The sequence below is a fragment of the Clostridium sp. UBA7503 genome (assembly GCF_002477055.1).
GTDB classification, from domain to species: Bacteria; Bacillota; Clostridia; order Clostridiales; family Clostridiaceae; genus Clostridium_J; species Clostridium_J sulfidigenes.
Genome location: NZ_DLNT01000041.1, coordinates 19471 through 35287 on the forward strand (window position 1 = coordinate 19471; position 15817 = coordinate 35287).

Here is a 15817-nt window from a genome sequence, read left to right on the forward strand (position 1 = left end):
ATTTGCATACGCTTTGCCGAATTTTAGGCATACATATTTCTAAATCTTTTTAATATTTAATTTATTATTTTTATTAACATATTGTTTATATTATATCCCCAGAAAAAATAGTTAACTATAGTAATTTATATTTTTTAAGTTTATATTGAAGATTTTGCCTTGATATTTTTAATTCCTCTGAAGTTTTTGTTATGTTTTTATTGTTCTTTTTATAGCTTTTTTCTATTATATTTTTTTCAAGACTATCTATATATTCATTTAAAGGGATATCTCCTTTAAATCCCTCTTTTGCAGTTGCTTCTACTACAGAATTAATCTTATTACCAAAGCACTCCTTTGTTAATATTTCTCCATCTTCAACCATATTCATAGCACTTTCTATATTATTCTTAAGTTCTCTTACATTTCCAGGCCAACTATAATTTAAAAATCCCTCCATAATATCTTCACTAATTCCTTTTACATTTCTATATAAAATACCATTATAATAGTTTATAAAAAAATTACATAACTGGCTTATATCTTCTTTACGTTCTCTAAGTGGTGGTATCATTACTTTAATTACACTCAATCTATAATAAAAATCTTTTCTAAGCTTTCCCTCTCTTATAAGTTTGTCTGCTTCCTCATTTATTGTTGCTATAATCCTCACATCTACATCAATAATCTTATTACTTCCTAGTGGTCTTATATATCCATCTTGAAGTACTCTTAATAATTTTGATTGTAAATATGGATCCATAGAATTTATTTCATCAAGTAGAATAGTTCCTCTATGAGCTTCTTCAAAAAGACCTTTTTTATTTTCTGCTCCTGTAAAACTACCTTTAACTGTTCCAAATAGCATTCCCTCTAACAGTGCACTTGGTATAGCAGCACAGTTAATAGCTATAAATGGCTTGTCTCTTCTTATTCCTTCATAATGTATACCTTGTGCAAATAGTTCCTTACCACATCCAGTTTCTCCATATATAAGTACTGAAGAATTAGATATACTAGCTCTTTTACTTTTTAATATCTCTTCATTTAGTACCTTACTACTTCCTATAATATCATTAAAGGTATAATAATTTTTCTTTGATTTACTTTTATTTTCTAATTGACATATAGTTTCATTTAATTTCTTTATTTGTGTCATATCTCTAGCTATCTCAATTACTGCTTCAACTTTTCCATCTACCATTACTGGAATAGTAGAGTTTACACTTGTTATTATCTTTCCTGCTCCATTACTATAGTTTTGTATAGTATCCCTATAGGTGTGTCCACTTTTTAAACTTCCTAATATAGTTGAATGTTCTATATCCCTAAGATACTCTTGAATTTCCTTTCCCATAACCTCTTCACTTTTCATACCTTCTATGTTTTCCATGGCATGATTATAATAGATGGTCTTCCCCTTACTATCGACTATGTGAATTCCTTCTTTTAAGTTACTAATTAGACTTTCTAATAATATATTTACATTATCCATAAAATCCCCCTTAGCTATCTCTATAATTGACCCTAAACTTGAAAACAATATCATATTGAAAGTTTTCCTTGATTATTGTAACCTTATAATATTTGCCTATATAATAAATTTAACACAATATTGTAATATAATAAATTTATTATTCTAACAATTATACATTATCTTGTTTTTTGTTCTATAATATCTTTGATGAATGTTAATAATAAGATATTGTATATGTTTTAGTTAAGGCATCTTCAAAAAATAAATAAGCCAGAACCCTCGTCTATTTTGTGTTATCCTTTGTCAACAGAATCCTTAGATAGTGCTACTATCTGCGGAACCTGTTTCCTTGTCTAACTCAAAATATACTTCTCATCTTCGACTTATTATTTATTTTCAGATACCTAATATAACAAAAGGAGTACCATTATGATTACTGATAATATAGTAAATTTGGCTGCAGAGGCCGGAAAAATAATGCTTGAAAATGGTGGTGAAACCTACAGAGTTGAGCAAACAATAAATATGATATGTAAGTCTTATGGCATAGATAATGCAGAAAGCTTTGTATCTCCTACAGCAATAATCACTTCAACTATGGATGAAAACGGTAGGAATAGTACCATAATTAAGAGAATTACTTCTAGAGCAACAGATTTAGAAAAGGTAGCCTTAATTAATAATTTATCTCGACAAATACAAAGTCATCCTTTAACTTTAGATGAACTTAGAAAAGAATTGAAATATATACGTAGCTTTCCAAAGTATTCTAACAGTATAAAAACCTTTTTTGCTGGAGTAACTACTGGTACATTTACCCTGCTTTTTGGTGGCAGCCTTAGTGACTTCATTATAGCTTTTGGCGCAGGAGTTTTGATTAATTTATTGTCTTCCATGTTATCTCGTTTAAGTGTTAATGAATTTTTCATTAATGTGGCAGGTGGTGCTTTAGCAGCTATAATTGGTCTTTTCTTTTCTTACATAAATCCTATATTTCATAAAGATGAGATAATTATTGGTTCAATTATGTTACTTGTTCCAGGCTTAGTTATTACTAACGCTATTCGTGATACTATATCTGGAGATTTACTTTCAGGTCTTTCAAGAACTCTGGAAGCTATTATGATAGCTGGAGCCATTGCTATTGGAGCTGCCTTTAGTTTTAAAATATGGATGTCTATTCTAGGAGGGATGTAAAATGTTTTTTCAAGTTATATATGCATTTATTGTTTCCTTAGGCTTTGGAGTTCTCTTTAATGTAAGGGATAAAAACTTGTTCTTTGCAGCCCTTGGTGGTGCCGTTGGATGGTTTTTTTACAGCCTTACTCTGAACTTATCTAACTCTAACATCTTAGCTATGCTTATAGCATCTATAAGCATCAGTATATATGCTGAAATTTTCTCTAGAGTTTTAAAAAATCCTGTAACATTATTTTTAGTTTGTTCTCTTATTCCCTTAGTTCCTGGAAGTGGAATGTATTATACAGTTTTTGAAGCAGTTGAAGGGAATGTATTTGGTTCCTTAAATAATGGAATCGAAACTCTTTCTTTAGCAGGAGTTATAGCTGTTGGAATTATTTTAGTATCTACTTTGAGTAGATTGATGCAAAAATTAAAAATCAGAAGAAATCAACGTAAACTAGGAAATGTTGAGGAATAATATTCCATAATAGTGCATCTTATAAATTTATTATAAAATGCACTATATTTTATCCCATGGCTAACTTTAATAGACGCTAAGAACTCTATGTATATAAAGTCTATCTAAAAAGGAGTAAATACAAAGTATTTACTCCTTAATATTAAAACTATTGATACCCACCATGCCGTATTAATGATGTATTTGAACCCTGTCTACCAGGGGTGGAATCGCCTCATTACTTCTGGTACCAACTATAAAATAGTCAGTCAACACTCCATAACGAGAACATCAGCCACAACGTTTAAATGTTGGCTCAATATAAACCATTTCCACGCACACAGCAGAATATTCTTTAGTATTATTATATAGCAATTGTAATTAAATTGCAATTGTAAAATAAATATTAATCACTAAGTATCAATAGTTTTATAAAGTTATTATGTCCATATAACTTATTATTATTCTCTATAATAATAAATCTTCTATTAAATTATTTTTCTACTTTACTTACTTCTATTCCTAAATCAATCAATTGCTTTTTATCAACTACATTAGGTGCCTCACTCATTGGGCAATAAGCATTTTGATTTTTAGGGAAGGTAATAACATCTTTTATGTTATCAGTTCCTGCAAGGAACATAACCATTCTATCTAAACCATATGCAAGTCCGCCATGTGGTGGTGGTCCATATTTGAATGCCTCTAGTAAGAATCCAAATCTTTCCCACGCACTTTCATCAGTAAAGCCTAGAAGATTAAATATTCTTTGTTGAAGGTTTGTATCATGGATTCTTATACTTCCTCCACCAAGTTCTTCTCCATTTAATACTATATCATAAGCCTTGGCACGAGCTCTTCCTGGATCTGTTTCTAGAAGTTCTAAATCTTCATCCATAGGTGCTGTGAATGGATGGTGAAGAGCTACGAATCTCTTCTCTTCTTCGTCATATTCAAACATTGGGAATTCAGTAATCCATACAAAGTTAAATTCTTTGTTTTCTTCTAAGATTCCAAGTTCCTTAGCGAGTTCTAATCTTAAAGCTCCAAGAGATTGAAGTACTACACTATCAACATCTGCAACTATTAAAACTAAATCTCCTACTTCTGCTCCAGCAGCACTTAGTAATTTAGCCATATCTTCTTCTGAGAAGAATTTAGCTATTGGAGATTTTATTTCTCCTTCTTTATAAGCTATCCAAGCAAGACCTTTTGCCTTGTAGGTTTTAACAAACTCACCTAGTTTGTCAATTTTCTTTCTACCCATGTCTGAACAGTTTTTAGCTACAATAGCTCTTACTGAACCACCATTTTCAATGGCTCCTTTAAATACAGCAAAATCTGTACCTCTTACTGCTTCAGTAATATTTTGTATCTCCATACCAAATCTTAAATCTGGCTTATCACTACCATATTTATTCATAGCTTCTGCATAAGGCATTCTCTTTATTGGAAGTTGTACATCTACATCTATAACTTCTTTAAATACTCTTTTTAGAAGACCTTCATTTAAGGCTATAATATCATCCATTTCAACAAAGCTCATCTCTAAGTCTATTTGTGTAAATTCTGGTTGTCTATTAGCTCTTAAATCTTCATCTCTAAAACATTTAACTATTTGAAAATATTTATCATATCCAGAAACCATTAATAATTGCTTAAATATTTGTGGAGATTGAGGTAATGCATAAAACATTCCTGGATAATTTCTACTAGGAACTAAGTAATCTCTAGCTCCTTCTGGAGTACTCTTAGTAAGCATTGGTGTTTCCATTTCTAAGAATCCATTTTCATCTAGATAATCTCTTACTACTTTTCCAGCTTTATGTCTAATCATTAATATTTTTTGCATATCTGGTCTTCTAAGATCTAAATATCTATATTTTAATCTTATATTTTCACTAGCATCTAAGTTTTCTTTAATATATATAGGTGGAGTCTCTGATTCTGAAAGTATTTTAATATTTTCTCCTTTAAGCTCTACCATTCCTGTTGGTAAATTTTTATTAGGAGATTCTCTTTTTATAACCTCTCCAGTAACAGCTATACAGTACTCAGATTTAACTAAATCAGCTTTTTCAAAGGCTTCTTTATTTATTTCTTCACCAAATACAACTTGTAACAATCCAGTTCTGTCTCTTAAATCAACAAAAACTAAACTTCCTAAATTTCTCTTTCTTTGGACCCAACCCATAACAGTGATTTTTTCAGAGATATTTGATTCTCTTACTTCACCACACATAATGGTTCTTTTAAGTCCATTAAGTGATTCTCCCATTTAAATTCCTCCTATTTACTTATTAAGTCTAAAATATATTATAATATCATTACCCAAATGAATTTTTCTTTAAAACCTATGTACATAATTGTTTTAATATAGTGTATTGAGTAATTCTATCTTTCTAGCTATCATCTCTTCTATTCTACTATTATACTCTTTTACATCCTTAACATTTGCAAATCTCTCTATTCGATTTTCATCTAGGAAAACAACTTTTGAAACTCCATCTGCTCCAAGAGCTATAATAGTTTGTTTTTCCTCTATCATCTGAATATTATATATACATATTTTTTCATCTCTACAGTAGCCTACATTCTCCATGTTACCTACCATATTTTTTTGTCTATACATATAATAAGGTTTCATATTTAAGTCTAAAGAAAGATTTTTTGTAGCTTCATACATAGCATTTAACTCATGTTGATTAGGAATAGTAAACTGTCCCTTATTAACTAGATTTTCATATAGTCTAGAGCCTCTTTTAATAGACATACCATGTATAGTTATGCTATCTGGATTTAGTTTAAGTATTTCTTCACAACTTCTATTTATATGACTTAGCTCTTCTCCTGGTAGACCAACTATCATATCCATATTTATATTATCAAAGCCTAGACTTCGTGCTAGATTAAAGCAGTTTTCTACATCCTTACTACTATGATTCCTACCAATGTTTTTTAAAGTATCATCATTCATACTTTGAGGATTTATACTAATCCTATGAACCTTATATTTTTTCATAGATTGAAGTTTTCTTTCTGTTATACTATCTACCCTTCCACATTCTACAGTAAATTCTTTAACACCCTTACCTTCAACAAAGCACTTATATATCTTATTCATTATATATTCAAACTCTTCATCATTTACAGAAGTAGGAGTGCCTCCTCCAAAATAGACACTTTCAATAGTTAAATTCTTTTCTGAAACATATTTACTTATATCTTTTATTTCCTTGGTAATAGCATTAAGATAGTCTTTAACTAAAGTTGACTTTCCACCTATAGGATTTGAGGTAAAAGAACAATAAACACATCTAGTTGGACAAAAAGGCATACCAACATATATACTTATAGTATCTTTATCTTTGTTAACTACGCTTTTTTCGTACTTAGCTACATCAATACAAAGCTTTGTCTTCTCCTTGCTAGTTTCATGTCTATCCTTAAATTCTTTTATTACCTCTTCTTCACTATATCCTTTTTCTAAAAGATCTAGTGCTTTTTTAGAAGGCCTTATACCAACTAAAGTTCCCCATGGAAGAACCTTGCCAGTGATATTTCTAAGATATATGAATAAGGACTTTTTAACTTCCTCTGAAAGCTTATAATTTCTATTGATTTCATAATTAAAGAGTTCTTCGGTTCCTTCAATTATAATACTTCCTGCTTCTTCATCTATATCTATAGATAAATCAAATTCCTCATTTACAAATTCTATATTAATAAAACTATAAAATAGATTTATCATAAGAAATATATCATATCTAAAATTCATATTACTTAGCTTTACTTTTATAGACTTTATATCCTTTGTCATATTTATCAAATCCTTATTTCAAATTACCTTCTTATAACCCAATATACAGTTTAAATTTTTACCTATAGAAATGGGTTTTCCATTCTTTCTTGGCCTATGGTACTACTTGGTCCATGACCTGGGTGAACTGCCACATTATCACTAAGAGGCATTAAATTATTTTTAATACTTGTTATAAGCTCATTATGATCTCCACCAGCTAAATCACTTCTGCCAACAGACCCCTTGAATAGAGTATCTCCAGTAAACACATTTCCATCTACTAAAAGACTTATTCCTCCTGGTGTATGTCCTGGCGTTGCTAAAACTTCCATTTTATAATTACCAAACTTTAATATATCACCATGTTTTAATAAAAGTTCTGCTCCTCCTTCAATAAGTGGTCCATAATACATTATATTATTTAAAATCATATCATTATCTTCTTTAGCCATAGCTACAGTTGCTCCTGTTTCAGCCTTTAATCCATCTACCCCTGTAGTATGATCAAAGTGACCATGAGTTAATATGATATATTTAACCTTAGCCTCTAATTGATTAAGAGCTTTACATACATCATCGATGTCTCCACCCGGGTCTAAAACTACAGCTTCCTTTGTTTCTTTATCAAATAATATATAACAGTTAGCAGCATAAACTCCTGCCATCATTCTTTTTATAATCATAATATCACCTCAAAATGCCATATATTTCTTAAAATTTTAAAAATCTTTCTTACTCTCTAATAAAAGTGTTACTGGTCCATCATTTATAATTTCAACCTTCATATCAGCTCCGAATTCCCCAGTCTTTAGATTAGGGATTTCTTTTTTAAAGGCTTCTACTAGTTCATTATATAATTCTCTAGCAGCATCTCCACCTTGTGCCTTCATAAAATCAGGTCTCTTTCCCTTTCTACAATCACCATATAGAGTAAATTGAGATATTATTAATAGCTCCCCCTCTATATCTTGAAGTGAAAAGTTCATTCTCTCATCTTCATCTTCAAAAATTCTCATTCCAAGAACTTTTCTTACTATATAATCTATATCTTCTTTAGTATCTTCCTTACTTATTCCCACAAGTAAATTAATTCCTTTTTCTATTTCACTAATAACTTTATTATCTACTTCAACCTTTGAAGATTTAACTCTTTGTACAACAGCTCTCATATTAAGCACTCCTTTTTATTGTTTCTTTCTATAGACATCCTTAACATCCTTGATTTTCTTAAGTTTAGTTTGAATATCCTTTAAATGCTCTATACTAGAAATATTTATTTTTAAGCTTACAACTGCTGTATTTTTTTTATTTGTTACAGCACTTATTGATAAAATATTAGCTTTAACAAGCCCTAGTATCTCTATAATATCTGTAAGAAGACCTAATCTATCCTCAGCTATTACTTCTATGTCAGCAATATATTTATCTTTATTTTCTTTTCCCCAAGCTACTTCAACTATTTTGTGACTTTCTTTGTCCTGTAAGTTAATTACATTCTTACAGTCACTTCTATGAATAGATACACCCTTGCCTCTTGTAATATATCCAATAATATCATCTCCATATACAGGACTACAACATTTTGCAAATCTTACTTGAATATTAGACATATCTTTAACTGTAACTCCAGAATAAGTATTATTCTTTTGTTTTTTACTTTTTTCCTCATGAATTAACCTTAATTCATCAAGTTTTAACTGCTTAGAGCTCTCTTTATCATAAGCATCCTTTAGCTTACTTATCATATTATTAGGGTTTATGTCTCCAATGCCTACCCCATGGTATAAATCATCCATGTTCTTTAGGTTATATCTTCTAATAATTTTCTCAATAATATCTTCATTAATTACTTGAGAAAATATACAATTTTGTTTCTTACACTCTTTATCTACTAATTCTTTCCCCTTTGCTATGGTCTCTTCTCTATTTGCCTTTTTAAACCAAAGTTTAATTTTACTCCTTGCTTGATTACTCTTAACTATATTAAGCCAATCTATGCTAGGTCCTTTTGAATTAGTAGCTGTAATTACCTCTACAATTTCTCCTGTTCTGAGCTTATAATCTAGAGGTACTATCTTCCCATTTACCTTACCTCCAACACACTTATGACCTACTGCAGTATGGATAGCATAGGCAAAGTCTATAGGTGTAGAGTCATTTGGCAAATTTATAACATCGCCCTTTGGAGTAAACACAAATACCTCATCTGAAAATAAATCTATCTTAAATCCTTCCATAAATTCTTCCGCGTCAGAAGTCTCTCCTTGCCATTCTAACATTTCTCTAAGCCAATATAACTTTGAATCTAGAGATTTATCCTCATCTTGAACGCTTTCCTTATATTTCCAGTGAGCTGCAATACCATATTCAGCAGTTCTGTGCATTTCAAAGGTTCTAATTTGTATTTCAAAGGGTTTTCCGAAAGGCCCTATTACTGTTGAATGAAGTGACTGATACATATTAGGTTTAGGCATAGCAATATAGTCCTTAAATCTACCCGGTATAGGCTTATACATAGTATGTACTATTCCCAATGCAGCATAACAATTTCCAATATCGTCTACTAATATCCTCACTGCTGTAAGGTCAAATATTTGATCTATGGTTTTACTACTTTTTATCATTTTTCTATAAATACTATAGAAGTGCTTTGGTCTACCTTCTATTTCTGCTGTAATTCCACCCATATTAAGATTTAATTTAAGTTGTGATATGATATGACTTATTTGCTCTTCTCTTTCATTTCTCTTATCTGAAATCAGCTTTACTAAGTCATAATATTCTGTAGGATTTAAGTATCTTAATGCTAAATCCTCTAGCTCCCACTTTATTTTTGATATACCTAACCTATGAGCTAAAGGAGCATATATATCTAGAGTTTCCTTAGCCTTTTCCTTTTGCTTATTCTCCGGCATGTATTTTAACGTTCTCAAGTTATGTAATCTATCAGCCAATTTTATAAGTATTACTCTTATATCTTTAGCCATAGCAAGAAGCATTTTTCTAACATTATCTGCTTGTTGTTCCTCTTTTGACTTATATTTTATTTTACCTAGCTTAGATACCCCTTCTACTAAATCTGCCACTTCTATAGAAAAGATGTTACAAACATCTTCATATGTATATTCTGTATCTTCAATTACATCATGTAAAAGACCTGCCACTATGGTAGAGGTATCAAGTCCTAGTTCAGCCAAAATACAAGCTACTTCTAAAGGATGAATAATATAAGGCTCTCCTGACTCTCTTTTTTGTTCTTTATGGGCATTTACAGAAAATTCATAGGCCTTATTTACAAAATTGATATCTACATTGTGACAATTACTATTAATTTTTTCTATCAATTTATCAATCATTGTAATACACTCCTAAAATTAAAGGCTGGTTAATGAACCAGCCACCTATTTAAACTCAGTAATAATTATATACTATAACCCAAATTATTGCAATTTATGTTCAATTCTAAAATGGATAGTCTATAACAGACATAATATCATATTGCGCTATTTTTTCTCTACCTTTAAGTTCTGTTAGTTCTATTAAAAAGTCTATGGCTACAACTTCTCCACCTGATTCCTCAACAAGCTTTGCAACAGCAGCTACAGTTCCTCCTGTAGCAAGTAAATCATCAACAATCGCTACTCTCTGACCTTTTTTAATAGCATCTTTATGAATTTCTAACGCATCACTTCCATATTCTAAATCGTAGGAAGTTTTAATAGTTTCATAGGGTAATTTACCAGGTTTTCTAACTGGCACAAATCCAGCTGCTAAAGCATAAGCTACTGGCACTCCAAATAAAAAACCTCTAGCCTCTGGTCCTATTACTATATCAATTTTTTTATCCTTCAAATGATTGGCAATAATATCTATTGACTCTCTTAATGCCTCTCTGTCTTGAAGTAAAGTAGTTACATCTTTAAAACTTATACCTTTTTTCGGAAAATCTTCTATTATTCTAACTTTATCCTTTAAATTCATTTTCTACTCCTCCTAAAGCCTTTACCCAAACACATCTTTACCATAATTAAATTATATATTAACCTTGATATTTAATGCAATACTTTAAAAAATATGTATATTTAAATGCTTATATATATATTATTCTATTCTAAACTCATCATAACCTCTTTATATAAGTATTTTGATATTTGCTTTGCTCTATAACTATCATTAGTAGTAAAAAGTTCAACAATTATTCTTGCATTATCTAGCTTATTCTTGGAAATCATCTTTGGTAAGAGCTTTATAATACCTTCATCATAAAACTTCATTATACCACCATAATTCCGCTCATGTTCTCTTATCAACGCCCTAACCCCATAGTTATTAGTTTGTTTTAATTTTTTCCAACCTTCTTCTACAAAGTATTTATTCTCTTCTTCTATTTCTATCTCTGTTGTAATTATACCCATCATTACTAAATCTAAATACTTTTGTGTGCAACTTATCTTATAATAAGAAGCTATAACTTCTATGAATTTATATATAAGGGAACAAGCTGTAAAATCCTTAAAAGGATAATTACAATTTGTTTGATAGGTATTTATTGTTATACAATTATTATCCTCTACTATGTGATTATGATAATCCGTTACAATTATATCTATATTGTTTTCCTTACAAAGTTGTATTTCTGCTTTAGATTTAACTCCACAACCAACTGTTATAATTAAATTTGCTCCAAGACATAATAAATTATTCTCTATATCTTCTTTACTTAAATTTCTATCATTTCTATATACACTGGGTATATAATACTCTACATCACTATTTACATATCGTAATACTAACATAAGAAGAGATATGGCACATACGCTATCAAAGTCATGATAGCCATATATAACTATCTTTTCTCTCTCATTGATAGCTTTCACAATTCTGTTTAATGCAATTTTCATATTTCCTAATAGAAACGGATCATTATCTTTCCTATTCATACTATACTCCATATGCGCTCCTCCAAATTAGTTCCATGAGTAGTTTTTTGATCCCTTATATTTTCTTGATATACTTCAGTGATCACATTCTCTTTGAACAAAAACTTCTAACTCCATATTACTTGTACATATTATGGAGTTTAAGAAATCTATTTATAGAAAACAAATATATTATAATTTAAAACTGACAATTTTACAAACAAATTATTATAAAAATGGCGAAAAACATGATAAAATGTTTTTCGCCATGAACTTTGTTTATATTATGCTACTACCTTAGCTTTCTTCTTTTGCTTTGCATTTTTAATTATTACCCATAGTGGTGAAGCTATAAATATTGAAGAATACGCTCCACAGGCAATTCCCACTATAAGCGGAAGTGAAAACTCTCTTATGGATGGGACTAGAATATAAACTGCCACTATAGTTATAAGTGTTGTTAAGGATGTATTTATACTTCTAGTCATAGTTTCTTTTATACTCATATTAGCAACTTCTAATTGATCCATCCTCCTGTTCCTCTTAACATTTTCTCTTATTCTATCAAAGATAACAATAGTATCATTAATAGAATATCCTACTATAGTCAAAATAGCTGCTATAAATGGTGAATTGGCTTGAATTCCAAATATAGCATAGAAAGAAAGTGTAATTAATACATCATGAAGTAAAGCTATAATAGATGCTGCTGCATAGCTAAATTCAAATCTAGCAGTGATATATATAAGCATAGCTATAGACGCAACTCCTAAAGCTAAAAGCGCCTTCTTCTTTAATTCATTTCCAACAGTAGCTCCTATACTTTCCTTGCCAATAAGTGCACTATCTTCTAATGAATACTTTTCTTTTATTTCACCAATAAGAGCATTAGTCTTTTCTTCATTTAATACCCCTTCTTGAACAATAATTTGTATCTCTTTTCCTTCATTAGCTAATTTTGTAGAGTATTTATCTTTAGCATACTTATCAATAATAGCATTTACATCACCCTTATTGAATTCTTTATTCATATCTAAAGTAATTAATGTACCACCTTTGAAATCTATACCATAATTTAAACCTTTAGTTGCTATAAATCCAACTCCAATAGCAATTATAATTATTGATATCGCAAACCATATTTTAGTCTTCTCTATTATTTTTAAGCTACTAAACTCATGCTTTTTACCTTCTCTCACACCAAAATATGAAGGCTTATTTATCCACCCAGCATTTACAGCACTGTTAAGTAAGAACTTAGTAACAAAGAGAGCGGTAAAAATACTTATAAGTATACCTACAAGTAGTGTTACTGCAAACCCTTTTACAGAACCTGAACCTAGAAAATATAACACTAACGCTGCTATAATTGTAGTTATGTTAGAGTCTAAAATTGATGATAATGCTCTATTATATCCTGCTTCTACAGAAGTCTTAATAGATTTTCCTAACCGTAACTCTTCCTTAGTTCTTTCAAATATGAGAACATTAGCATCTACAGCCATACCAATGGTAAGTATCAATCCAGCTATACCAGCTAGGGTTAATACTACTCCAAATTGTGAAAATACAATAAGTACTAAGCTTACATATAAAACAATAGCCACAGAAGCAATTAATCCTGGAACCCTGTAGTATGCGACCATAAATAGTATTATGCAAGCTATACCAATCATGGCTGCCTTTTTACTAAGAGATAATGCTTCAGCTCCAATAGTTGGTCCTACGGTTTTACCCGAAATAGCTTCTATTTTTACTGGAAGAGCTCCTGAAGTTATGATACTAGCAATGGAATTTGCCTCTTCTAGAGAGCTCATACCTTCAATAATTGCCTTTCCATCACTAATAACAGCATTAACTGTTGGATTAGTTAAAATTTCACCATCCATTTTTATAGCTATACTTTTATTTAAGAAAGTCTTAGTTGCTTCCGCAAATTTTGCAGTTCCATCTTCATTTAATTCAAGATTAACAATATACTTATTATCTTGAGATATATATGCTCCTGCTTCTTTAACCTCTTTACCAGTTAAAATCACTTTTCCATCTGGATCTTCAAAGGTTAGTTCACCGGTTTTACCAATGGTGTCTAAAACCTTCTCTGTATCAAACTCTCCGGGTATTTCTATTCTAATTCTATTTTCGCCTTCTTGAGTTATAGGAATTTCGCTTACTCCATCTTTATTTATTCTCATAGAAATAAGCTCTATAGTTCTATCTATAACAGCTTGATCTACCTTCTCCTCCTTTATCTCCATTAAAAGAGAGGTTCCTCCTACTAAATCAAGTCCTTTATCAATACTACTTCCAAAGGTCTTGATTCTATAATTACCTAAATTCACACCATAAAGACCAGCGTATGCAAAAAGACCTATTAATATTATTGCTATGATAACTACAATTCCACTTTTTCTATTTTTCCTCCTCATGGTTATCCCCTTCCTGTTATTTAATTGTATTTTTCTAATTGTCTATTTATTATTTATTTTACAGGTATTGTATGGATAAAATCAAGTATATATAATTTAATTTTCTGTATATTCCTCATTTTTTATCAAAACAAGGATAGAATTTTAAATTCTACCCTTTAAAACACAATTATTTATTCATTGTTTTCGCTTTTAAAGCAATAGCACACTCTATTCTCTTCTTTTGCATTTTACAACCTAATTCATATGGCACATGAACATCACCATTAAAGTTAAAGTTGTTAGCTTGACATCCTCCACTACAGTAGAATCTTGCCCAGCAATTTTTACATATAGGTTTATTATATATATGAGCATCCTTAAGATTTTGAACTATAGAAAAGTCCTTAACTCCTTCATATATATCTCCCATAAGAAAGTCTTTATTGCCTACAAATTGATGACAAGGATATATTTCTCCATCAGGAGTAACTGCTACATACTCATGTCCAGCTCCACATCCTGAAATTCTCTTATAGATGCATGGACCTCCTTGTAAATCTATATTGAAGTGATAGAATTTAAAAGATTTCCCTAATTTATATTTTTCAACCATATATTCATATAATTTATCATATTGTTCAAAAATTGTAGGAAGGTCCTCTTCTCTTAATGAAAGTTCATGGTCATCAGGAAGTACTACTGGTTCAATAGATACTTCATCAAAGCCTAGCTCCACCATATGCTTTACATCTTCAAAGAAATCTGTATTTTCTCTTGTAAAAGTACCCCTTACATAATAAGTCTTAGACTTATCTCTTATATCTACCATTTTCTTTATTTTAGGTAATATGGATTCATAGGTACCAGTTCCATCAAATCGTATTCTTACTTTATCATTGACTTCTTTTCTTCCATCTATACTTAAGATTATATTTCCCATGTTTTTATCAAGGTAGTCCATTATTTCATCATTTAAAAGAGTGGAGTTCGTAGTCATAGTAAATCTAATATTTTTATTGTGAAGTTTTTCTTGTTCTCTACCATAATCTACTATTTCCTTTATGATATCAAAGGCCATAAGTGGCTCTCCACCAAATAAGTCAATTTCTATATTTTTTCTTTTCCCTGAGTTTTTTATAACAAAATCTATAGCGTCTTTACCTGTTTGTGCGCTCATGGTTTTTCTACAACCCTTATATTCTCCTTCATCGGCAAAACAATATTTGCACTTCAAATTACAATCATGAATTATATTAAGACAAAGGGCTTTAATAGCTACCTCTGCTTGTCCACTCATCATTGCTATATTTTCATATAAATCTTTAGAATAAAGCATTTCTTCATGAACTAAAGATTGTAATTCCTCATATACGTCATCAATTTCTTCACTGGAGTATCTATCCTTATATATTTCTTTTAACTCGTCTTTATTCTTAAGTTTATCTGAGTCTAACATGTCATATACAAGCTCATCTACTTCATGAACTGCACCTGAATTTACATCTATAATATAAAAATCATTGCCTTGTCTAAATTTATGAATTAATTCCATTATTTTTCCTCCTAACTAAACACAAAGCAGTAACTTTT

At 30.2% G+C, this 15817-nt stretch carries 12 protein-coding genes and 1 other RNA gene; 2 read left to right on the top strand and 11 right to left on the bottom strand.

What is annotated here, in order from left to right:
- Window positions 1–115: 115 nt before the first annotated feature.
- Entirely contained in the window at window positions 116–1474 is a 1359-nt protein-coding gene (locus B3630_RS10760; protein ID WP_346898016.1) for a sigma-54 interaction domain-containing protein, read from the bottom strand.
- A 411-nt stretch (window positions 1475–1885) separates the two neighbouring features.
- Here B3630_RS10760 and B3630_RS10765 point away from each other — a divergent pair, with 411 nt between their 5' ends.
- On the top strand, window positions 1886–2653 hold the full coding sequence (locus B3630_RS10765; RefSeq protein ID WP_346898018.1) for a threonine/serine exporter family protein: 768 nt from the start codon (window positions 1886–1888) through the stop codon (window positions 2651–2653).
- 1 nt (window position 2654) lies between these two features.
- Window positions 2655–3116, top strand: a complete 462-nt coding sequence (locus B3630_RS10770; protein ID WP_346898020.1) for a threonine/serine exporter family protein — start codon at window positions 2655–2657, stop codon at window positions 3114–3116.
- A gap of 152 nt (window positions 3117–3268) precedes the next feature.
- Here B3630_RS10770 and ssrS read toward each other — a convergent pair.
- The 10 genes from ssrS to scfB all read right to left on the bottom strand — a co-directional run bounded on the left by ssrS (window position 3269) and on the right by scfB (window position 15779).
- A non-coding RNA gene (gene ssrS, locus B3630_RS10775) (6S RNA) lies at window positions 3269–3448 on the bottom strand.
- A gap of 140 nt (window positions 3449–3588) precedes the next feature.
- Window positions 3589–5373: an aspartate--tRNA ligase gene (gene aspS / locus B3630_RS10780; protein ID WP_346898022.1), complete on the bottom strand. Its 1785-nt coding sequence runs from the start codon at window positions 5371–5373 to the stop codon at window positions 3589–3591.
- Between the two features lie 93 nt (window positions 5374–5466).
- Entirely contained in the window at window positions 5467–6915 is a 1449-nt protein-coding gene (locus tag B3630_RS10785) for a coproporphyrinogen III oxidase (protein ID WP_346898024.1), read from the bottom strand.
- Window positions 6916–6977: 62 nt separating this feature from the next.
- Window positions 6978–7580, bottom strand: a complete 603-nt coding sequence (locus B3630_RS10790; protein ID WP_346898026.1) for an MBL fold metallo-hydrolase — start codon at window positions 7578–7580, stop codon at window positions 6978–6980.
- Between the two features lie 36 nt (window positions 7581–7616).
- A complete protein-coding gene (gene dtd / locus B3630_RS10795) occupies window positions 7617–8066 on the bottom strand; it encodes a D-aminoacyl-tRNA deacylase (protein WP_346898028.1) in 450 nt (149 codons plus the stop codon).
- 15 nt (window positions 8067–8081) lie between these two features.
- The gene (locus B3630_RS10800; protein WP_346898030.1) at window positions 8082–10253 is read right to left on the bottom strand and encodes a bifunctional (p)ppGpp synthetase/guanosine-3',5'-bis(diphosphate) 3'-pyrophosphohydrolase; all 2172 of its coding nucleotides are present in this window, start codon (window positions 10251–10253) and stop codon (window positions 8082–8084) included.
- 106 nt (window positions 10254–10359) lie between these two features.
- Window positions 10360–10878 (bottom strand): adenine phosphoribosyltransferase, encoded by a 519-nt coding sequence (locus tag B3630_RS10805; protein WP_346898032.1) that lies wholly within the window; start codon window positions 10876–10878, stop codon window positions 10360–10362.
- 125 nt (window positions 10879–11003) lie between these two features.
- Window positions 11004–11849, bottom strand: coding sequence for a DHH family phosphoesterase (locus B3630_RS10810; RefSeq protein ID WP_346898034.1), 846 nt, complete (start codon window positions 11847–11849; stop codon window positions 11004–11006).
- 251 nt (window positions 11850–12100) lie between these two features.
- Window positions 12101–14245: a protein translocase subunit SecD gene (gene secD, locus B3630_RS10815; protein WP_346898036.1), complete on the bottom strand. Its 2145-nt coding sequence runs from the start codon at window positions 14243–14245 to the stop codon at window positions 12101–12103.
- Window positions 14246–14414: 169 nt separating this feature from the next.
- Window positions 14415–15779, bottom strand: coding sequence for a thioether cross-link-forming SCIFF peptide maturase (gene scfB, locus B3630_RS10820; RefSeq protein WP_346898038.1), 1365 nt, complete (start codon window positions 15777–15779; stop codon window positions 14415–14417).
- Window positions 15780–15817: the final 38 nt, after the last annotated feature.